A 22,077-nucleotide genomic window follows, 5' to 3' on the forward strand; every position below is an offset into this window, starting at 1 on the left:
TCCTATTTATAGCTTCTTGTTTTAACTTCAATATTCTCATAGATTAACTCTTCCTTGTGAAGAATTTCTTCTGAAATATTTCTTCCGTTATATTGCCAACAAGCTGCGTACTTATAATTTTCGTCATCTCGTTTTGCTTCGCCTTCGGGTGTGGAATATTCTGTTCTGAAATGGCCACCGCAACTTTCATTTCTTTCTAGGGCATCTTTCGCCATCAATTGACCAAGCTCTAAGAAATCTGATACTCGACCTGCTTTTTCTAATTCAGGATTCAGTCCATCCGCAGTTCCTGGGACACGAACGTTTTTCCAGAAATCTTGTTTTATTTCTTCTATTTCATTGATTGCAGTCTGTAAGCCTTCTGCATCTCTTGCCATCCCTACTTTATTCCACATAATAAGACCAAGTTTCTTATGGAAATAATCTACAGAATGAGTGCCTTCATTATTAATGAAGAAATTAATTTTATCTTTTACTTCTTTTTCAGCCTGCTCAAAACTTGGTGAGTCTGTAGAGATTCGTCCTGTGCTAATATCGGCTGCCAAATAATTTGCAACAGTGTAAGGAAGCACAAAATAGCCATCCGCTAAACCTTGCATTAAAGCTGACGCCCCTAATCTGTTTGCACCATGGTCAGAAAAGTTAGCTTCTCCAATCACAAAACATCCTGGAATGGTGGACTGCAAATTATAATCTACCCAAACACCGCCCATCGTATAATGAACTGCAGGATAAATTTTCATCGGAGTTTCGTAAGGATTATCTGCTGTAATTTTTTCATACATCTCAAATAAATTCCCGTATTTTTCTTCTATCCAAGCCTTTCCAAGGTCGTAAATTTGCTGCTCTGTTGCATTATGAATATTTTTTTCGATAACGGCCTCATGTCCTTTTTTTAGGATTTCAGTATGAAAATCTAAATAAACACCTTCTTGGGTGTCATTATTTTCAATTCCGTAACCTGCATCACATCTTTCTTTTCCAGCTCTAGATGCGACATCTCTTGGAACTAAATTTCCAAAAGCAGGATATCTTCTTTCTAAATAATAATCTCGATTTTCCTCTGTAATATCTCTCGCCTTTAATTTCCCTTCTCTTACCGCAACTGCATCTTCAATATTTTTAGGAACCCAAATCCGTCCAGAATTTCTTAAAGACTCTGACATTAAAGTCAATTTGGATTGCTGCGTTCCATGCACCGGAATACATGTCGGATGAATTTGCACGTAACAAGGATTTGCGAAATAAGCTCCTTTTTTGTGGACTTTCCAAGAGGCAGAACAGTTAGATCCCATTGCATTAGTAGAAAGGAAATAAACATTTCCATAACCACCAGAAGCGATTACAACAGCGTGTGCAGAATGTCTTTCGATTTCTCCCGTCACTAAATTTCTTGCTATAATTCCGCGTGCCTTTCCATCAACTAAAACCAAGTCCATCATTTCATGACGGTTGCAAAGTTTTATTCTTCCTTTACCAATTTGACGGCTCATTGCCGAATAAGCTCCTAACAAAAGTTGCTGTCCGGTTTGTCCTTTTGCATAAAAAGTTCTTTTTACCTGAACGCCACCGAAGGAACGGTTGTCTAATTGACCGCCGTAATCTCTGCCAAAAGGAACACCTTGAGAAACACATTGATCTATAATATTTCCAGAAACTTCTGCTAATCTATAAACATTGGCTTCTCTGGATCTGTAATCGCCACCTTTAATAGTGTCGTAAAATAATCTATAAATTGAATCCCCATCACCTTGATAATTTTTAGCGGCGTTAATACCACCTTGTGCGGCGATAGAATGCGCTCTTCGAGGAGAATCTTGATAACAAAAAGATTTTACATTATATCCTTGCTCGGCAAGTGTCGCAGCAGCAGAACCGCCAGCTAAACCCGTCCCGATAACAATTACATCAATTTTATCTCGGTTATTTGGTGCGACCAAATTCATATGGTCTTTATGATTTTTCCATTTGTCTTTAAGGGAACCTGATGGAATTTTTGAATCTAATATGCTCATAATTTCTTGATGATTATTGAGTTACATGATGAAAAATAGCGATTGTAATAAATGCAAGCGGAACTAAAATTGAAAACCAAGTTCCAAAAGCTTTTATAAAAGGTGTGTATTTTGGATGACGTACACCAATCGATTGAAAACTTGATTGAAATCCATGCGCTAAATGCAATCCTAAGAGAATAAATGCAATTACATATAAAATCACCCGCCATAAATCAGCAAATTTTTCGTGCAACTCAGTCCAGTATCTGCTAGGATCTTCTGGCATAACTTCAATGTATTTGTAGTTCATTTCGTGAATCCAAAAATCATAAAAATGCAAACAAAAGAATGCTAGAATTACCGAACCAGAATATATCATGTTACGTGACATCCAACTAGAATTAGCTGCTCTGTTGTTCATTCCATATTTTATTGGCCTCGCTGCATTATTTCTTGTTTCTAAAATAAATCCCATCACAAAGTGAAAAACCACACCGATCATCAAAATTGGTTGAAAAAAGAATTGAATAAAAGGATTGTAACCCATAAATTGAGACGCACCGTTGAAAGTATCTTTGCTAAAAACGGAAATTAGGTTAAGGGAAACATGAACTACCAAAAATGAAAGCAGAAGCATTGCTGAAATTGCCATAGCATATTTTCTGCCGATGGATGAGGAGGATGAACCAGCCATAGTTGTGAAATTTGAATTTCCACAAAGTTAATTAATTGTATCGCTAACTCAAAATGAGAAATATCAGAAATTTTTAGTTTGTACTCTTTCTAAATAAGATCAATCTAAAGGATAATACTTTGCATTGATAACCACCATATTAATACCTTTACGATAGTATTTTATGTGAAATTTTCTGTTTCGCCGAGCTGTCAAATAAGGATTGATGGTGTATTTTCCCAGTTTTTGTACATCTGATTCTTCAGGTAATAAAAATAGAATATTTTTACCGTTTTTAATAGATAAAAATTGATTTTTAAAATAAAAATGACTAATAATTTCATTTTTTTGATTTTCTTTAAAATTAATTAAAGTCCGTGCAAAAATGAAAAGCAGTAATGATAAAATTAAATTGAACCCATTCTTCCAACCGGTTTTTCTCAATAATATTCCAAAGAAATAACACGCTATTAGAAGCAAAATGATTTCCAAAATGGTCACATCAATATTTCTAGTCATTGCAGATTCTAAACTTCCAAACCAGTGTATTAATTTCAATAAATTTAAAATTAAACTGTCATAAAATGAATTTAGCCAAATAATATTAAAATTCAAACCAATTATTACAGTTAGAAATAAAGAAAAAGTAATAATAATTTCCGCTAAAGGAATAACGATTAAATTGGCGAAAATTGACACGAAAGAAAATTGATGAAAATAATAGATGACCAGAGGTAAAGTTGAAATCTGGGCAGCAATTGTGACTGCAAAAATGGCGTACAGGAAATTAAGAGCTTTATATTTAGATCTTGGAATCTTTTCTAAAAGTGGTTTATTAAGCCAATAGATCCCGAGAACCGCGCAAAAACTTAATTGGAAACCTACGTCAAAAATTTGTTGCGGATTTGAAATTAAAATAATTAATCCCGCTAAGGAAAGCGCGTGAAGTAAATCTGGCTTTCGATGCAAAAGCAAATAAATCATGTAGGTGGAGATCATAATGCAGGAACGCACTACAGAATTTCCCAAACCGATAAAAATTGCAAACGTCCAAATAAATGTCAGACTGAAAATAATAGCATAATTCCTAAATTTAACTGGAAATATTTTTAGAAAAATTAAATAAATAACACCAAAAATAATTCCAATATGTGTTCCGGAGATTGCTAAAAGATGAATTAAACCACTGTTTTGAAAATCGGAAACGGTTTCCGCATCCATCTCAGTGCGGTCAGCAAGAATAATTCCCTTTAAAAATGACGCACTTTTTTTATCTAAAGTGCTACTTGTAATTCTATCCAAAATTTTTAGTCTTGCACTTTTTATTTTTTCGATAGGCGATATTTTTTTTACCGCACTTTGTTTTAAAGTTGTTGGTAAATAAGCAACGTAGAAAATATTTTGACGTGCTAAATACTTTTGATAATTAAAAATAAAATCTGCATACGGCGCTTCCGTTTTTTGGATGTAAACTTCTGCCTGATAAAAGTGGTCAAAATCGATTTCTGCGTGGTTTTTTGGAATCGTAAGAATCGCATTAAATTCGGATTTACCCTTATAAAATGTAACTTCATACCTTCGGTTTTTATCCGTACTATTCTGTTTTTTGTCTAAACTAAAATAAATATTTTCTTTTTTATTTAAAGAAATGGTTGGCTTTTCATATTGCTGCATTTTTAAAATAAATACACCGAAACAAAACAAGGAAATTATTAGAAAAATAGTCTTAAATCTTTGGATATAGTATACTTTTAGAAAAGTAAAACTTAAACTTAAAAAACAGATTATCAATAAAATATAGACAATTTTTGAAGTCAAATTGAAATTATCTTGGAAAACAATTCCCAAGATAAGTGCGATGAGCAGAACAAGAAATGGCTGCTTTTTCAAATTTTACATTTTAATGGTGTTTAATATAATGTCCGCTGCATTCTCACTGGCACCCTTTCCCCCTAATTTTCTCCGCAATAATTCATAATCCATCAACATTTTTTCTCTTTTCGTGCCATTTAAAATTTCATTTAAATGGTACACTAAATTTTTGGTAGTTAGTTGATTTTGAATTAATTCCGTTACAATTTCTTGATCCATAATTAAATTTACCAAAGAAATGTATTTGAGGTTTTTCACCACCCGCTTTCCAATTTCGTAGGAAACGGCACTTGTTTTATAACACACAATTTCTGGCACATTTAGAAGCGCAGTTTCAAGAGTTGCCGTGCCTGAAGTGACGAGTGCAGCCGCCGAACAACGCAATAAATCATAAGTTTTATTAGATACAAATGAAAGGTCTTTCCCCACAAAATTTTCGTAGAACTCTTTACCTAAACTCGGTGCCCCCGCGATTACAAATTGATAATCTGGAAATTGTGATTTCACGCTTGTCATTAAAGCCAACATTTTTGTCACTTCCTGCGCTCTCGATCCGGGAAGTAAAGCAATAATTTCTTTCTTATTTAAATTATTTTCTTTTTTAAATGATTCAATATCAATTGGTTTCAGACCAGAAATCGCATCAAGTAAAGGGTGACCTACAAAGTGTGAGTTAATTGAATGTTTTTGGTAAAAATCTTTTTCAAAAGGTAAAATGACAATCATTTCATCTACAAAATTTTTAATTTTTTCTACTCTTCCTTCTTTCCACGCCCAAAGTTGCGGCGAAATATAATAGATGACTTTTAGATTTTCTTTTTTAGCAAACTCTGCAATTCTTAGATTAAATCCTGGATAATCAATCAGTATTAAAATATCTGGTTCATATTGTAAAATGTCCTGTTTGCAGAATTTTATATTTTTTAAAATCGTAGAAATATTTTTCGCAACTTCTAAAAACCCCATGAATGCAAGATCTTTATAATGTCTTACCAAAGTTCCGCTCACGTTTTGCATTAAATCTCCACCCCAAAATCTGAATTCTGCGTTCTCATCTTTTGTTTTTAAGGCTTTCATTAAATTGCTGCCGTGCAAATCTCCAGAAGCTTCACCGGCAATTAGGTAATATTTCATTTAACTTTAGTTATAAAAAAGCGCAAAGAGAAATGACTTTAAACTTTAATGATTAATTTTGTGTAAATATAAAGATATAAAAATGTCAGAAGAATTGGAAATAAAAAATAAGATTGCGGCAAGTGGCTTGGTAAATTTTGATATTTCAACACTTACTCCGAAAGGAAAAAGAATAGGATTAGATATTAAGAACTATTTATTTAATGGGATGGTTTTAAAGGAAAAAGACTTTAGGAATGATATTGAAAATTTAGAATTAGCGAGCTATAAAGATGCTTACGTTTTTATTTATTGTTCTGCAGACGCTATAATTCCTTTATGGGCGTATTTCTTGATCACTGCTAAAATCACGGATGTTTCACGAAAAATTGTTTTTGGAAATGCTGAAGATCTGGAAGTTTTGTTGATGCATAATGCTATTCAAACATACGATTTCTCTGAACTCATCGGTAAAAGAGTTTTGGTAAAAGGTTGCTCGGATGAAAAAATTCCGGAAAATGCTTACATTGAATTGGTGGAGCAATTAAAACCACTTGTAAAATCCCTTATGTTTGGTGAGGCTTGCTCGAATGTTCCGATTTTTAAGAACTAGTCTGATTATTTTTACTAACTTCGTTTGAATTAAATCTTAACATTATGGGAAAAGGCGATAAAAAATCTAAACGGGGAAAAATAATAGCCGGGAGCTATGGAAAATCAAGGATGAAAAAAGACTCAAGTCCACTTTACACAGCCCCCGCTGAGCCAAAAGAAAAAGTTGAAAAAGCGCCAAAAGAAGCGGTGAAAAAAGAAGTAAAGCCAAAAGTGAAAGCCGCGCCGAAGAAAGTAGAAGAAAAAGCAAGCAAAGCTGCGAAACCAAAAGCAGAATAAATATAAAAAGTCCGGAGATTATCTTCGGACTTTTTTTATTCAAAATTTCAAAATTAATTATTTTCCTCCGAAAATATTTCCCAAAAGTCCACTTAGCATTCTGCCGTCTTCTGAGGATTGTTTGTTTCCGCCGCCTAAAAAGCTGCTGCCTGTGCGGGATTATCCAAAATGCTTCCATCATGGTCTTTATCTAAAGCTGCGTTCAGTTTATCTGCTTCTTCTGGATTATCCTGCGTTTTCTTATGTAAATATGATATTACCAAAGGTGCTGCAACAGCAAGAAGTGCAGTAATTTGATTTTTGCCTATTCCGAATTTTTTTCCTACTTCTGAAGCATTTTGGTTTCCGGTGTTTCCTCTAATTAAGTCTATTAAACCTATAGTTTGGTATTCATTTTTTTGTTAATAATAAATAAAATTTCGTTAAAATTTCAAAATTTATTTTAAGTTTTTAAAGAATTAAAAAAATATATTATTGCGACTTTTCAGCGGATTTTTCTGAAAGTTCTAATTTTTAAATTTCCCTTCAAAAGTCTATCTTTGCGGGTATAATTTTAAATAAAATTTTATCGGGATTTTATTTAAATAAATTTTTTTAAAACATGTTCAGATCGCATACCAACGGAGAATTATCAAGTCAGCAAATTGGTCAGAAAGTAACACTTTCTGGCTGGGTTCAAACCGTTCGAGACAAAGGTTTTGTTTTGTGGATCGATCTTCGCGACCGTTATGGAATCACACAATTGGTTTTTGATTCTGAGAGAACTTCGGCTACATTATTGGAGGAAGCGAGAAAGTTAGGGCGTGAATTTGTAATTCAAGTGGAAGGTGAAGTCATTGAACGTTTAAGTAAAAACCCAAATATCTCTACAGGTGAAATTGAGATTTTAGTTGAAAAATTAATCATTTTAAATGAATCCTTGGTGCCGCCTTTTACAATTGAAGATCAAACTGATGGCGGTGAAGAACTGCGTATGAAATACCGTTATTTGGATATTCGACGTAATCCAGTTCGGGAAAAACTGATTTTCCGTCACAAAATGGCTCAAAAAGTTCGAAATTATTTGTCAGAACAAAATTTCATTGAGGTTGAAACGCCGGTTTTAATTAAATCTACACCAGAAGGTGCAAGAGATTTCGTCGTTCCAAGTAGAATGAATCCAGGGCAGTTTTACGCGTTACCACAATCGCCGCAAACTTTTAAACAATTGTTAATGATTGGCGGCATGGACCGTTATTTCCAAATTGTGAAATGTTTCCGTGATGAAGATCTGCGTGCAGATAGACAACCAGAATTTACCCAAATAGATTGTGAAATGGCTTTCGTAGAGCAAGAAGATGTCATTGAGATTTTTGAAGGCATGACTTCAAAATTATTAGAAGACATTACAGGAAAGAAATTTGAAAAGTTTCCACGCATGTCATATGAAGATGCGATGATCACTTATGGAAATGACAAACCTGACATCAGATTTGATATGAAATTTGTTGAAGTTAATGATTTAGTTAAAGGCAAGGATTTTAAAATATTTGATGACGCCGAATTGATAGTTGGAATTAATGTTGAAAATTGCGCGGAGTATACGCGCAAACAAATTGACACTTTATTAGATTGGGTGAAACGCCCACAAATAGGCGCCTCTGGATTAATTTGGATTAAATTTCAAAATGACGGCAGTGTCACTTCTTCTGTTAATAAATTTTTTAACGAAGAAGATCTAAAGAAAATAGTTGAAAAATTCAACGCAAAACAAGGTGATTTAATTTTACTAATGTCCGGTGAGTCGAACAAAGTGAGAACTCAACTTTCCGCCTTAAGAATGGAATTGGGAAACCAGTTAAATTTGAGAAATCCAAAAGAATTTGCGCCACTTTGGGTCGTAGATTTTCCACTTTTAGAATGGGATGAAGAAACAGGAAGATTCCACGCGATGCACCATCCTTTCACCGCGCCGAAAACGGAAGATGAATATTTGCTGGAAACAGATCCAGGAAAAGCCAGAGCAAATGCTTACGATTTGGTTTTAAACGGTAATGAAATTGGCGGCGGTTCTGTAAGGATTTTTAATAAAGAAATGCAGTCCAGAATGTTTGATTTATTAGGTTTTACCAAAGAAGACGCCGAAGCGCAATTTGGCTTTTTAATGAATGCTTTTAAATACGGAGCACCGCCACATGCAGGATTAGCCTTTGGTTTTGACAGATTGGTCGCTATTTTAGACGGTAATGAAGTGATTAGAGATTACATTGCTTTTCCGAAAAATAATTCTGGACGTGATGTGATGATTGATGCACCATCTGCGATTGCTGAAACGCAATTGGATGAATTGTCTTTAAAAATTAAGAATTAAAATATCAGCGGGGATTTGTTCCCGCTTTTTTTAAAAATTAAATTATTTTAAATAAAAATGATAAACTTAAAATCCAAAATAGGTTCTTTTGAATTTGAAAATCCTTTAATGAACGCTTCAGGTGTTTGGTGTGACGACGCTGAAAAATTGGATGAAATGAAGAATTCTTCAGCTGGAAGTTTTGTCACCAAAAGTGCCACGCCGCAATTGCGTGAAGGAAATCCGTCGCCAAGATATGTGGAAGTGCCGCTCGGAAGTATTAATTCTATGGGTTTACCAAACTTGGGTTTTGATTTTTATTTAAATTATTCTTTAAAATTTCAGGAAGAAAACCCTGGAAAAGTCAATTTTCTTTCCGTTGCGGGAATGAAACCAGAGGAGAATCTGGAAATGCTTCACAAAATTAATGAAAGTGATTTTAAAGGTTTAACGGAACTGAATTTATCCTGTCCAAATCTTCCCGGAAAACCACAAATTGGTTATGATTTTGAAGCGACTGAACTTATTTTAAAACAAGCATTTGAGTTTTTTAAAAAACCTTTGGGCGTAAAATTACCGCCGTACTTCGACATGGTTCATTTTGATCAAATGTCTGAAATTTTAAATAAATTTCCTTTGGCTTATGTGAATTGTATTAATTCTGTGGGTAACGGATTGTATATTGATACGGAAAATGAAAGTGTGGTTATTAAACCAAAAGATGGCTTTGGTGGCATCGGCGGTGCTTATGTAAAACCAACTGCTTTGGCGAATGTTCGTGCATTTTATACGAGATTAAATAAATCAATTTCTGTAATTGGCTGCGGCGGAGTAGAAAGTGGGAAAGATGCTTTCGAGCATTTATTATGTGGTGCAGAAATTGTCCAAGTTGGAACGCATTTAGCAAGAAATGGCGTAAATGTTTTTGATAAAATTTTAGCGGAACTTTCTGAAATTATGAAGCAAAAAGGTTACAATGACATTGATGATTTCAGAGGGAAATTGAAGAGTTTGTAATTTATTTTATATCAACTTTGCAATAACGTCAATTCCACCTTTGGTCTTATCGCCAATTTTACAAATAATTTCGGTATTTAAAGGTAGGAAAATATCCATTCTTGATCCGAATTTTATAAAGCCAAACTCGTGGCCGGCTTTCGCAGCATCACCTTCATTACAATTCATCACAATTCTTCGTGCAACATAACCGGCAATTTGACGGAAAAGTACCTTATGATTGAGCAAACTTTCCACCGCAATGCTGGTTCGCTCATTTTCGGTTGAAGATTTTTCATGCCACGCTACTAAATATTTTCCAGGGTGGTATTTTTTGTAAATCACATTTCCAGAAACTGGATATCTACAAATATGAACGTTTAAAGGAGACATAAAAATTGAAACTTGAATACATTTTTCCTTTAAAAATTCACTTTCTAAAACTTCTTTGATCACCACGACTTTCCCATCAACAGGCGCAATCACGTTTTCTTTATGGTCTAAAATATCCCGTCTCGGCACGCGAAAAAACCATAAAATCAAACCAAATACGATCAATAGGGGAATAAGCACCAAAAGTGACCAAATTTGTAAGTAATAAATAGCAAGAGAGCCTAAAACAGCAATTGCAATAATCGCAACTGTGATGGTTCCTTTCGATTCTTTATGTAGTTTCATTCTTCTAAATGAGGTGTTTTTTTAAACTAATTTTTCTATCACAAAATACAAATAAATAACAGGGACGCAAATAATAAAGCTATCCAGTCTATCTAAAACACCGCCGTGCCCAGGAATCAGATTTCCGCTATCTTTTACTCCGAAACTTCTTTTTAACTGACTTTCTACCAAATCACCCAAGGGTGCAAAGATAGAAACTAAAAAGCCAACTACAATCCAATTCCCGCGCAAATCAGAATAGTATTTTTCAATAAAAAATCCCAAAATCAGTGTAAGAATTACGCCGCCTGCGAAGCCTTCCCAAGTTTTTTTAGGACTAATTTTCGGGGCCATTTTATGTTTTCCAAATAATCTGCCAGTAAAATAGGCAAAAGAATCACTACTCCAAATTAGCACAAATAGAAAAAAAATTTCCATCGTGAATGTCTTTTCTGGGTTAATTTCTGAAAATGCGGGTAAAGCCAAGGCATAACTGAAAGGTAAAGCCAAATAAATAACTGAAAATATCAGTTTCCCATTATCGAAATAAAGCTCTTTTGTAAATTTAAATAAAGTGACGCAGGCAATTACTATTAATAATAAACCTAAAATTTCAGATAAATTAAATTGGTAGAAAAATCCATGGTGAAAAAACTTAACGGAATATCTGTAGTAAACAACCAGTGCGATTGGAATTAACGCAAATTTTTCCCATGAATTCCCAAATTTCATCATCTTCATACATTCCCAAAGGCCGGCAAGCAGAAAGAAAGTAATCAGCGCATAAAAAAGATAGTACTGTTTTATAAATGGAAAAATTTTCCCCAGCCAAAGTTCACCAAAAGGTGTGGTGCAAAGAAAAATAACGATGCCATAAACTGCGCCTGAAATCAATCTCTGTACTAAGTTTTTATCCAAAATATATTTTTTAAGGGAAAAGAGTAAGATATACTGGCTTTATTTTAAAATCTTCAATTAAGTATTAATCTTCAAGCAAAAGTAGAAAGAGTTTAGTATTATCTTTATTTCCAGTATCAAGTTTAGAATTGTTGCCGCTAATGGAAGTTAGGTTTTTTAATGTTTCACGGCGTTTTACTTTCATCATTGCATCCGTAAGATTATTGACTATCTGCGATACGTTTGCCATGATTATAATTTTTTCTGGTAATCTGGAAGAGGGATAATGTAAAATACTGTTGTGAGAAAGCATTATTCTACCATCAAAAGCAATTAAATATTCGCAGGTAATGAACGCAGCGTCATTCACTAAATTTAAATCTGTTGTGTAAGGCGTGTTGATGACATCTAAGAAATTTTTCAAGTCGTGGTCCCAACAAAAAACATTTTTAATGCTTTCTATTTTAATAATTTGATTGAGTGTTTGTAGTGCTTCAGCCTCGTCTGAACAGTAATTGAAAAATCCACCAGAATGCGTAAATAATTGCGCAAATTTGTAGTCTAGGTCAGCATGTTTCAGTTGATCTCCCAGTTTTACCAAATTGGCAGAATCTTCCTGCTCCGGTTGGTTTAATAATTTATTTACTAACTTTTTAAAAATACTCAATGCTCGTTTTTTTCGCCTATTTCCTACAAAAATAGGAAATAATTACTATTTCCTATATTTTTTTTATGATAATATTTTTAAATATTTCATTTATGGATTTACAGGGATCGTATCTTGGTTTAAAACATTTCCTGCACTTGCTGGATTGTCCACAGCTGAAACGGGAGTTTCTGTTAATTCAGGATCCCAAGCCCGTTGTCCGAAGATTTCTTCTAAATCTTCACGAAAAATCACTTCTTTTTCCAAAAGTTTATTGGCTAAAGCATCAAGTTTATCTCTGTTTTCTGACAAGATCTGTACAGCTCTTTGATATTGAAACTCTATGATTTTGGAAATTTCTTCGTCAATCATCTTAGCAGTACTTTCAGAATAAGGTTTATTAAAATTATATTCCGATTGCCCTGAACTATCATAATACGAAATGTTTCCAACTTTCTCGTTCAATCCATAGATGGTAACCATCGCTTGCGCTTGTTTTGTCACCCTTTCTAAATCCGATAAAGCACCTGTGGAAATATTCCCAAAAATAACCTGTTCTGAGGCTCTACCGCCTAAAGTAGCACAAAGTTCATCATACATTTGCTCTGTCGTAGTTAGTTGTCTTTCTTCTGGCAAATACCAAGCGGCGCCTAAAGATCTTCCACGAGGCACGATCGTTACTTTTAAAAGTGGTGCTGCGTGCTCTACTAACCAACTAACTGTCGCGTGACCAGCTTCGTGATAAGCGACTCTTCTCTTTTCAGAGGGTTTTATAGCTTTGTTTTTCTTTTCTAAACCTCCTATAATTCTATCAACAGCATCTAAGAAATCTTGCTTGTTAACAGCTTCATGATTGTTTCTAGCGGCGATTAAAGCAGCTTCATTACAAAGATTTGCAATATCGGCGCCACTAAAACCTGGTGTTTGTTTTGCTAAAAATTCACGGTCAATGGTGTCATCCATTTTAATGTTCTTCAAATGCACTTCAAAAATTTCTTTTCTTTCATGAAGTTCGGGTAAATCGACGTATATAGAACGGTCAAAACGACCGGCACGCATTAATGCTTTATCTAAAATATCTGCCCGATTTGTCGCTGCAATTAAAATAACATTTGTATCAGTTCCGAAACCGTCCATTTCTGTTAATAATTGATTTAACGTATTTTCACGTTCGTCATTACCGCCAGTAAACTGTCCTTTTCCACGCGCTCGCCCGATTGCGTCAATCTCGTCGATGAAAATAATTGCCGGAGATTTTGCTTTTGCCTGAGCGAATAAATCTCTCACGCGAGAAGCGCCAACACCCACAAACATTTCTACGAAATCTGACCCTGAAAGTGAGAAAAAGGGTACTTTAGCTTCGCCTGCAACGGCTTTTGCTAATAAAGTTTTTCCCGTGCCTGGAGGGCCTACAAGTAAAACCCCTTTTGGTATTTTACCTCCTAATTTTGTATATTTTTCAGAATTTTTAAGGAAATCTACAACTTCTTGTACCTCTTCTTTGGCTCCTTCTAATCCAGCCACATCATTAAACGTGATATTTACTTTGTCTTTTTCATCAAATAATTTAGCCTTTGATTTACCAATACTAAATATTTGTCCGCCTGGTCCACCACCGCTTCCCATTTTTCTGAATATTACGAAATAGAATAGAGCCATTATTGCGATCCAGAAAAGAGCAGTAAACAATAAACTGGTCAAAGGATTCTCGGCAATGCCAAAGTCCATTTTAGTGGTAATTTTAGGATTATCACTTTTAATTTTATTGAATCTCTCTTGAAAATAGCGCAAATCACCATAAGACAAACTATAATCTGCCTGAGGCTTAAGGTTAAATAAAGAAAGTGGATTTTCTGCCGAAGTACTTTTCTTCACCAGTTCATTTTTCCCAGCTTGTGTTAGAAAAACTTCCGCTTTAAAATTATCACGATAAACCATTACGTCCTGAACTTTACCCTGCGCAACAAGACTGTAAAATTCTTGTTCATCCATTGGTTTTGAAGTTTCGCCGGCAAAGAAATTTGACCCGAAAATCAGCAACATCACAACTATGGCGATGGGAAAAAACCAATTAAAACCTTTATTGTTGTTCATATATTTTTGTGTAGAAAACCGGTTAATCCGGTATTAAAATTTATTATTAATTTTCAATTAAAGTGATCTTTGCATCACCCCAAAGTTCTTCAATATCATAGTAATCTCTTGTCTCTTGTTGAAAAACGTGCACGACTACTGACACGTAATCTACTAAAATCCACATTGCATTTTCTGTTCCTTCAACATGCCAAGGGCGTTCTTGAAGTTCATTTCTGACCTTTTTTTCAATATTTCCCGCAATTGCGTTAACCTGAGTATTACTGTTTCCGCTGCAAATGATAAATGTTTCCGCTACAGAATTTTCAATTCCAGATAAATCGAAAATCATTAATTTGTCACCTTTAGTATCTTGTATTGCACCAATTATGGTGTCTATGAGTATTTGTTTTTGTAAAGTATTATCCATTAAAATTTTATATAGTCTGCAAATTTACCGCTTTTTCTTTATTTTAGCCTTATCAAAACAATCTTTAAAATCTTAAAGTTTTCATAAATGAACCCTCTAATTTATTTGAAAATCTGCTTATCCACTAATATTGATATCCAAAAGTTTAAACTCGATGAAAGTGATTTTTTGGGTTTATATACTTTTAATCAAACACAAGGAAAAGGGCAATACAATAATTCCTGGGAAATGATTCCTGAAGAAAATCTTGCTTTTTCTTTTATGTTAAAAACCAAAGACATAAACATTTCCGAAAATCTCTTCAATTTCCATACCGCTGCCATTGTTCGGGATTTTATAGCCAATCTGACGCGTACAGAAGTATTCATAAAATGGCCAAACGACATTATAATAAACAAGAAAAAGATTGCAGGAATTTTAATTGAAAAGAAAAAAATAGAAAATGAGGAAGTTTTTATAGTTGGTATTGGCATTAATATTCTACAGACCAATTTCTCAAATTTACCAAAAGCAGGGTCCTTACTTACACAAACAAAAGAAAAGTTTGATTTAAAAAAAATCGCCGAAGAGTTATTCTCTCACTTACAATCTAATATTTTAAACTCTCAAAATGTGTTGAAAACGGTTAATAACCACCTGTTTTTAAAGGATAGAATTTCCGTTTTTAGTCTGAATGGCATTAGACAAAATGGCATAATAAAATTCGCTGATAAAGATGGTTTTCTTTGGATCGATCTTGAACACGAAGGTTTAAAAAAGTTTTTTCACAAAGAAATAGAGTTGCTTTACTGATTGGCTCTTTTAATGTATAAAAATGCTGCTAAAGGTGCGAAAACCATGTTTGGCAGCCACATTGCTACTAAAGGCGTTAGGGTTTTATTCTCCGAAACGACTTTTAAAGCTTCAAAAGAAAAAACAAAAACAAATGCCAGCGCAATCCCTATAGCGAGATTTATACCCAAACCACCACGCTTCTTTTGCGACGAAAGTGAGAGTGCTAAAAATGTCAAAATAATAATTGAAACCGGCATGGAAGTTCGCTGATAGAGCTCATTCAAATAAGTATTGAGGTTACCATTTCCCTTTTCCCTCTCTCGGTTTATAAATTTTATAAGTTCTGGCGTTGTTTTATTTTGACCCAATAGTTGATCGGGAAATAATTCTTCAGGTGGATGACCAAAGCTGATATTTCTTGTACTGCCATCTTTTAAAATTTCAGTGTCATTTTTTAAAACGGTTTTTTCTAAATAGCTGTTCAGTTCAAAACTCTTTTTTTTAGGTTGCCAAGAAACATCGCTGGCAGATAATTGATAAATTAGTTTTTTATTTTTATCGTATTTCTGATAGCTAAAGCCAGAACCGCGTTTTTCTTTTTTGTTGTAACTATTGATGAAAATATAATCATTAGGCGAAAGTTGTGTTGTAATTGCAGCATTCCCTAAAAATTTATCTCTATTTATCTCAGAATAAGTGTACGCATCCAATGTATTTTTTTTGATGTTTGCCCAAGGCAAAACAAAATGACTTACACCTAAAAAAATGATCGCTATAAAGCCTGAAGTAACTAGATAGGGGCGTGCAAAACGATGAAAACTTGCGCCACTACTAATTATAGCCACAATCTCAGTGTTATTTGCAAGTCTTGACGTGAAGAAAATAACAGAGATAAAAACGATAATTGCAATAAAGGTAACGAGCAGATAAACAATGTAAAACGGATAATAATGTATCAGAAAATAAGAAACCGTAAAGCCGCTGGATTCAATCCGCGGCACTTTTTCCTGTACATCGATTACCAAAACGATCACAGTCAGCAACATCATTATAAACCCAAAAGTTCCCAGGAATTTTTTAATGATATATTTGTCTAAAATCTTCATTTTTAAAAGTTACAAGATGATTAAAGTCTTTGTTTTAAATTAGGAATTACGGCGTCTTTCCATTCATAAAAGTCACCTTTCACGATGTGTTCGCGAGCCACTTTAACCAGATCTAAATAAAATGCCAGATTATGAACAGAAGCAATTTGTTTTGAAAGATATTCTTTAGCCACAAATAGATGCCTTACATAAGCTTTAGAATAGTCACTATCCACATAACTTGTACCAAATTCATCCAAAGGTGAAAAATCACTTTCCCATTTTTTATTTTTCATATTCATAACGCCTTGCCACGTGAAAAGCATCGCATTTCTCGCATTTCTTGTCGGCATCACGCAGTCCATCATGTCTATTCCCAAACCGATGGTTTCTAAAATATTCCAGGGAGTTCCTACGCCCATTAAATATCTTGGTTTATCTTTTGGCAAAACATCTGTTACTTCATCCGTAATACGATACATTTCCTCTTCAGGTTCGCCGACAGAGAGTCCGCCAATTGCGTTTCCAACCTGATTACTTTCAGATATTTTTTCTGCGGAAATTTTTCGTAAATCTGAATAGGTAGAACCTTGTACTATTGGGAAAAAGTATTGCTTATGGTTATAAATTTCAGCATTTTTTTCGTTCCAGTCAATGCATCGTTTTAACCAACGGTGCGTCATGTGCATCGATTTTTTAGCCAAATTATAGTCGCAAGGATAAGGCGTGCATTCATCGAAAGCCATGAAAATATCTGCACCAATTTCCCGCTGAATCTGCATCGAAATTTCCGGTGAAATAAACATTGTGCTTCCGTCAATGTGAGACTTAAATTTCACACCTTCTTCATTTAATTTTCTAGATTTTGACAAAGAAAAGACTTGATAACCGCCAGAATCCGTTAAAATTGGTAAATTCCAGTTCATGAATTTATGAAGTCCGCCCGCAGCCTGCATAATTTCCATTTTTGGACGAAGATTTAAATGGTAAGTGTTTCCTAAAATTATCTGCGCTCTTATATCATCTTTTAATTCCCTCTGATGGACTGTTTTCACTGACGCAACAGTTCCAACAGGCATAAAAATTGGAGTTTCTATTTTTCCATGATCTGTGGTAATGATGCCTGCCCGGGCTTTTCCTTCGGAGGTCTTTTCTATTTCAAAAAATTTCTGCATTCTCTTTATTTTCCCATTTGTGGTACGGGCTGATTTCCTTTTAATCTGTTTTTTATAAAATCTTTGGCTTTCGGATCTTTTTGAAAAATAATATCCTGCGCATTTGTAAAAATTTTATCTAATTTATTGGTTCCGGTGTAATAAGTATAACTTTCCCGAAAATCTTTCGCTTTTATCCTGTGTTGTTTTAAAATATATCGGGTTTGGGTTTCTGCATTTGCATCTGGTGATACGAAACTCATTTGACCAGCTAAGGCAAAATCTGCAATTAATGAACTCATTTCATTTTCTGAGATAAGTTTTTCTGGTTCATTTAGAGCTTGCGCGCAAGAAGTTAGAAAAATTAATATTAAAAAAAATAAAACTTTCATAATTTATTTACCAAAGATTTTAACTTTAAATTTAAAACACCAAAAACGGCTTCTTTTATAATACCACCATTCATTTTGCTTTCACCACGCGTTCTGTCTGTGAAAATAATAGGAACTTCGACTATTTTAAAATTTTTCTTAAATGCTCTGAATTTCATTTCAATTTGAAATCCATAACCTTTAAGTTTTACTTTTTCTAAATCAATTCCTTCTAAAACTCGGCGTGAAAAACACACAAAACCGGCCGTTGTATCTGCAATAGGCACGCGCAAAATAAACCGGACATACTTAGAAGCAAAATAAGACAGCAAAACGCGTGACATCGGCCAATTTACAACATTTACACCTTTAGAATATCTTGAACCAATTACCATATCTGCATTTTTACAAGCTTCGTATAATTTAGGAAGATCTTCTGGGTTATGAGAGAAATCTGCGTCCATCTCAAAAATATAATCGTAACCTTTTTCCAGTGCCCAACGGAATCCGTGGACATACGCTTTCCCTAAACCATCTTTTATTTTCCGTTCCGTTAAAAATAAATGGGACTCATTTTCCTGTATATTTTTTACAATATTTGACGTTCCGTCTGGTGAAGAATCGTCCACAACTAAAATATCAAAATCGTCTTTTAGATTAAGAACAGCAGAAATTATAGCTGCGATATTTTCTTTTTCGTTAAAAGTGGGAATGATGACTAGCTTTTTCATTTTTATATAAGGCCGCAAAGATAGATATAAGATTTGAAACTTTTAATTTTGAAACTTTTGCAGGCGTTAATTTTATCTTAAAGTAGAAAATAAAATTTATTATATTTGTAAAACATGGCAACCAAAGCACTTTTTAATTCTGTAGTTAATTGGTATATTCGGCAGCGGATAGATCAAATTAATAATTTTAAAGAACATCCTTTAGAAACTCAAAAAGGGGTTTTATTTTCTCAGCTATTTTTTGCCAAAGAAACTGAATATGGCAAGAAATATGGTTTTAAAGACATTTCCACCTATAATGATTTTAAAAACCAGATCCCGATTGTTACTTACGAAGATTTTGAGCCATACATCGAAAAAGCGCGGCAAGGACAAAAAGATATTTTCTGGCCTGGACAAATAAAAAGATTTGCCAAATCTTCCGGGACCACCAATGCAAAAAGTAAATTCATTCCGATCTCAAATGAAAGTTTAGAAAACTGTCATTTAAAAGCCGGAAAAGATATGGTCGCTATTTACGCCAACAATCATCCGGAAAATGAACTTTTCACACATAAAAATTTGAGATTAGGTGGTAGCGCAGAAATGTATCAAGATTTTAATACAAAATTTGGAGACTTATCTGCCATTATAATTGAAAATTTACCCTTTTGGGTTGAAATTACGACAACTCCCAGTAAGAAAATTTCATTAATGTCTGAGTGGGAAACTAAGTTGAAAGCAATTGTAAACGAAGTAACGAAAGAGCAAGTTGGTAGTTTTACAGGTGTTCCAAGCTGGATGATGGTTTTACTGCAACAAATTTTAAAAGAAACAGGACATCAAAACATTTCCCAATTGTGGCCACATTTAGAAGTTTTTTTCCACGGCGGCATTAGTTTTAAGCCTTATCGGGAAGAGTACAAAAAGTTGATTGGAAAAGACATTCGATATTACGAAATTTTTAATGCTTCCGAAGGTTTTTTTGCTATTCAAGATGTTTACAGGAGCGAAGAAATGCTTCTAATGCTAGATTATGGTATTTTTTACGAATTTATTCCTATGGAAGAATTTGGTAAAGAAAGTCCAAAAACCATTCATCTGGAAGACGTAGAAATCAATAAAAATTATGCGCTTTTAATTACAACTAATGGCGGACTTTGGCGCTACTTAATTGGTGATACTATAAAATTTACTTGTTTAAATCCTTTTAGAATAAAAATTTCAGGAAGAACCAAACATTACATTAATGCCTTTGGTGAAGAATTAATGATTGATAATGTAGAATCTGCTTTGACGAAATCTTGTGAAGCTACGCAATCTTGCATTTTGGAATTTACAGGCGCGCCTTTTTTTATGAAGGACAGCAAGTCTGGTGCACACGAATATATTATCGAATTTATAGAAGAGCCGAAGGATCTTAAAAAATTTATTTCAGTTTTTGATGCGGAACTTAAACGCTCAAATTCTGATTATGAAGCTAAGCGTTATAATAATATGGCGCTTTCAGAACCAATAATTCATGTTGCTAAACCGAAACTTTTTTATAATTGGATGGCAGACCGCGGAAAGTTGGGCGGACAAAACAAAGTACCAAGACTTAGTAACGACAGAGAATATATTGATCCATTATTACAAAAAAATCTGGATTAAATTATTTTAATTTAAAAGTGGCAATAACTGGAAAATGATCGGACAACCTCGCACTTCTATCAACTTTATAACTGATTGGTTCAATTTCTTTCGAGGTGAAAATATAATCTATTCTAATGGGAAATTTATAGTCGTGAAAACTAGTTGCGCTGCCGCTTCCAGCCACTTCAAAAGCATCTTTTAAATTTTCCCCTAAATGATAATATTCGTAAGAATTTGGGACAGAATTAAAATCGCCAGTCATAATTACGGGATATGGCGAAGTTTCAATTGCTTCCTTTGCAAGCGAAATTTGTTCTTGATGCGCCTTAAAGGTTGGCACCATCCTTTTAATTAAATTTCTAAATTTATGTTCGTTCTCTGCCTGATTTTCTGTGGGTTTAACCATCGCTTTATTTAAGTAAAAAGGCTGTAAATAAATATTTATAAACCGATAAATTTTTCCGTTTATTTCAATATCGTAGGATTTCGCGAAAGCATTTTCATTTTTTATCCAGGTCTTTTGGCTGATAATTTTGTATTTTGAATAGAAAAAAACGATATTAGAAATGGAGTTGTACTTTAAATTTTCTAAATTATAAGAATCTGGTTTTATTGTTCCAGCTTCCTGCAAAAGCACAATGTCTGGTTTCTCTTTATTAATAAAATTTTCAATATTTTGTCTGCCAAAAGCTGCAGAGTGCACATTAAAAGTGATAACTTTTAAATTTGGTATATCTTTTATCGCTTTATTATAATTAACAATTCTGCTTGTTGGTTTGATTAGGAAGAGACTTAAAATAATAAAAAGGAAAGCCCGTTTTTTCCACATTAAAATCCAGAGTAGAATTAAAAGTAAATTAATTATCATTAAAACCGGAAAAGCTAATGACAGAAAATTTAAAAATGGAAAAATTTTTGGCGGAATATAAATATTTAAAAAATTCCCTAATAAAAGCACGATTAATCCCAGATGAATCAAGAGCAGTGCAAATCTTATAATTTTCATTCAGAACTATTAATTAATTCTATACCTATTTTTGGCAAAATGTCTTGCAATAAGATAACCTGCAATTGCCCCACCAATGTGTGCAAAATGAGCGATTCCCAAGGTTCTGCCAGTAATTTGCAGGAAAAAAGAAACCACAACAAATCCAATTACTAAATATTTTGCTTTTATACCAATTGGGATAAACATCAGATATAATTTCGCGTCAGGAAATAAGGTTGCGAACCCCGCAACAACGCCCATAATAGCGGCTGAAGCACCCAACATTGGGCTAACTAGTTCACCGTATAATTGCTGGGATTGCGCTTCTGCAAGGGGTGTTTTAGCATCAATGCTCATGTTTCCAGAATAATGAAGATTCGCTTTTTGAAAAATTTCTGCCACATTTACGCCTTCGCCTGTTAATGAACTCATCAGTTGGTGAATTTCGTAATAATTCCAAAGATTAAATAAAACGAAACCCGCAAGTCCACTTACGAAATATAAAATCACATATTTTTTTTCGCCCATAATTTCTTCTAAAATTGGTCCGAAACTCCAAAGCGTCATCATATTAAAAACAATGTGCATAATTCCATAACCTTGGCCTAAAGGTGCATGCATAAACATATGTGTGATAATTTGCCAAGAATGAAAGTTCGGCGAAAGGGGAAAATACGCTTGGAAAAGCGGGTAGAGATTTGGATAAACAAAATTAGCAATCAAATAAATAATGACGTTTATAATGATAATATTTTTTGTAATCGGAGTAAGTTTTGGGAACATAGT

The 22,077-nt window shown here is 33.9% G+C and carries 22 protein-coding genes; 6 read left to right on the forward strand and 16 right to left on the reverse strand.

Annotated elements, in window-relative coordinates; all coding sequences use genetic code 11:
* Positions 1-2: 2 nt before the first annotated feature.
* From ACVBED_RS11630 to lpxB, 4 genes are all read right to left on the reverse strand, one after another.
* Positions 3-2,015: a fumarate reductase/succinate dehydrogenase flavoprotein subunit gene (locus tag ACVBED_RS11630; RefSeq protein ID WP_447120438.1), complete on the reverse strand. Its 2,013-nt coding sequence runs from the start codon at positions 2,013-2,015 to the stop codon at positions 3-5.
* Between the two features lie 13 nt (positions 2,016-2,028).
* Entirely contained in the window at positions 2,029-2,691 is a 663-nt protein-coding gene (locus tag ACVBED_RS11635) for a succinate dehydrogenase cytochrome b subunit (RefSeq protein WP_447120439.1), read from the reverse strand.
* A gap of 99 nt (positions 2,692-2,790) precedes the next feature.
* Entirely contained in the window at positions 2,791-4,560 is a 1,770-nt protein-coding gene (locus ACVBED_RS11640) for a ComEC/Rec2 family competence protein (protein ID WP_473095032.1), read from the reverse strand.
* Between the two features lie 3 nt (positions 4,561-4,563).
* Positions 4,564-5,676 carry a lipid-A-disaccharide synthase gene (lpxB, locus tag ACVBED_RS11645; protein WP_447120441.1) on the reverse strand — a complete coding sequence of 371 codons (1,113 nt, stop codon included), beginning with the start codon at positions 5,674-5,676 and terminating at the stop codon, positions 4,564-4,566.
* Positions 5,677-5,758: 82 nt separating this feature from the next.
* Here lpxB and ACVBED_RS11650 point away from each other — a divergent pair, with 82 nt between their 5' ends.
* Together ACVBED_RS11650 and ACVBED_RS11655 are read left to right on the forward strand one after the other, a co-directional pair.
* The gene (locus tag ACVBED_RS11650; RefSeq protein ID WP_447120442.1) at positions 5,759-6,268 is read left to right on the forward strand and encodes a DUF2480 family protein; all 510 of its coding nucleotides are present in this window, start codon (positions 5,759-5,761) and stop codon (positions 6,266-6,268) included.
* 44 nt (positions 6,269-6,312) lie between these two features.
* Positions 6,313-6,546: a 30S ribosomal protein THX gene (locus tag ACVBED_RS11655; protein WP_447120443.1), complete on the forward strand. Its 234-nt coding sequence runs from the start codon at positions 6,313-6,315 to the stop codon at positions 6,544-6,546.
* Between the two features lie 134 nt (positions 6,547-6,680).
* On the opposite strand, the gene ACVBED_RS11660 is transcribed toward ACVBED_RS11655, so the two are convergent.
* Complete coding sequence (locus ACVBED_RS11660; RefSeq protein WP_447120618.1) at positions 6,681-6,926, reverse strand: DUF937 domain-containing protein; 246 nt, start codon at positions 6,924-6,926, stop codon at positions 6,681-6,683.
* 221 nt (positions 6,927-7,147) lie between these two features.
* Between ACVBED_RS11660 and aspS the strand changes: the two genes are divergently transcribed.
* Positions 7,148-8,896, forward strand: coding sequence for an aspartate--tRNA ligase (aspS, locus tag ACVBED_RS11665; RefSeq protein ID WP_447120444.1), 1,749 nt, complete (start codon positions 7,148-7,150; stop codon positions 8,894-8,896).
* 57 nt (positions 8,897-8,953) lie between these two features.
* Positions 8,954-9,892, forward strand: a complete 939-nt coding sequence (locus ACVBED_RS11670; protein ID WP_447120445.1) for a dihydroorotate oxidase — start codon at positions 8,954-8,956, stop codon at positions 9,890-9,892.
* 6 nt (positions 9,893-9,898) lie between these two features.
* On the opposite strand, the gene ACVBED_RS11675 is transcribed toward ACVBED_RS11670, so the two are convergent.
* From ACVBED_RS11675 to rsfS, 5 genes are all read right to left on the reverse strand, one after another.
* On the reverse strand, positions 9,899-10,549 hold the full coding sequence (locus ACVBED_RS11675) for a phosphatidylserine decarboxylase family protein (RefSeq protein WP_447120446.1): 651 nt from the start codon (positions 10,547-10,549) through the stop codon (positions 9,899-9,901).
* Positions 10,550-10,570: 21 nt separating this feature from the next.
* On the reverse strand, positions 10,571-11,446 hold the full coding sequence (locus tag ACVBED_RS11680; RefSeq protein WP_447120447.1) for a phosphatidate cytidylyltransferase: 876 nt from the start codon (positions 11,444-11,446) through the stop codon (positions 10,571-10,573).
* A 64-nt stretch (positions 11,447-11,510) separates the two neighbouring features.
* Positions 11,511-12,092, reverse strand: a complete 582-nt coding sequence (locus tag ACVBED_RS11685; RefSeq protein ID WP_447120448.1) for an LUD domain-containing protein — start codon at positions 12,090-12,092, stop codon at positions 11,511-11,513.
* 90 nt (positions 12,093-12,182) lie between these two features.
* Entirely contained in the window at positions 12,183-14,165 is a 1,983-nt protein-coding gene (gene ftsH / locus ACVBED_RS11690; protein ID WP_447120449.1) for an ATP-dependent zinc metalloprotease FtsH, read from the reverse strand.
* 46 nt (positions 14,166-14,211) lie between these two features.
* Complete coding sequence (gene rsfS / locus ACVBED_RS11695) at positions 14,212-14,574, reverse strand: ribosome silencing factor (protein WP_447120450.1); 363 nt, start codon at positions 14,572-14,574, stop codon at positions 14,212-14,214.
* An 87-nt stretch (positions 14,575-14,661) separates the two neighbouring features.
* On the opposite strand from rsfS, the gene ACVBED_RS11700 reads away from it, so the two are divergent.
* Positions 14,662-15,366: a biotin--[acetyl-CoA-carboxylase] ligase gene (locus ACVBED_RS11700; RefSeq protein WP_447120451.1), complete on the forward strand. Its 705-nt coding sequence runs from the start codon at positions 14,662-14,664 to the stop codon at positions 15,364-15,366.
* Here the strand turns inward: ACVBED_RS11700 and ACVBED_RS11705 are convergent.
* From ACVBED_RS11705 to ACVBED_RS11720, 4 genes are read right to left on the reverse strand one after another with little or no spacing between them, the layout of a single operon-like run.
* Entirely contained in the window at positions 15,360-16,454 is a 1,095-nt protein-coding gene (locus tag ACVBED_RS11705; protein ID WP_473095033.1) for an LptF/LptG family permease, read from the reverse strand. The genes ACVBED_RS11700 and ACVBED_RS11705 overlap by 7 nt on opposite strands.
* A 20-nt stretch (positions 16,455-16,474) precedes the next feature.
* On the reverse strand, positions 16,475-17,608 hold the full coding sequence (tgt, locus tag ACVBED_RS11710) for a tRNA guanosine(34) transglycosylase Tgt (RefSeq protein ID WP_473095034.1): 1,134 nt from the start codon (positions 17,606-17,608) through the stop codon (positions 16,475-16,477).
* Positions 17,609-17,613: 5 nt separating this feature from the next.
* Positions 17,614-17,979, reverse strand: a complete 366-nt coding sequence (locus ACVBED_RS11715) for a DUF4296 domain-containing protein (RefSeq protein ID WP_473095035.1) — start codon at positions 17,977-17,979, stop codon at positions 17,614-17,616.
* Positions 17,976-18,689, reverse strand: coding sequence for a polyprenol monophosphomannose synthase (locus ACVBED_RS11720; protein WP_447120453.1), 714 nt, complete (start codon positions 18,687-18,689; stop codon positions 17,976-17,978). The genes ACVBED_RS11715 and ACVBED_RS11720 overlap by 4 nt, the downstream gene beginning before the upstream one ends.
* A gap of 114 nt (positions 18,690-18,803) precedes the next feature.
* On the opposite strand from ACVBED_RS11720, the gene ACVBED_RS11725 reads away from it, so the two are divergent.
* Positions 18,804-20,321: a GH3 auxin-responsive promoter family protein gene (locus ACVBED_RS11725; protein WP_473095036.1), complete on the forward strand. Its 1,518-nt coding sequence runs from the start codon at positions 18,804-18,806 to the stop codon at positions 20,319-20,321.
* A 1-nt stretch (position 20,322) separates the two neighbouring features.
* On the opposite strand, the gene ACVBED_RS11730 is transcribed toward ACVBED_RS11725, so the two are convergent.
* Entirely contained in the window at positions 20,323-21,309 is a 987-nt protein-coding gene (locus ACVBED_RS11730; RefSeq protein WP_473095037.1) for an endonuclease/exonuclease/phosphatase family protein, read from the reverse strand.
* A 9-nt stretch (positions 21,310-21,318) separates the two neighbouring features.
* On the reverse strand, positions 21,319-22,074 hold the full coding sequence (locus tag ACVBED_RS11735) for a rhomboid family intramembrane serine protease (RefSeq protein WP_473095038.1): 756 nt from the start codon (positions 22,072-22,074) through the stop codon (positions 21,319-21,321).
* Between the last annotated feature and the right edge of the window lie 3 nt (positions 22,075-22,077).

This window comes from Halpernia sp. GG3 (assembly GCF_052976925.2).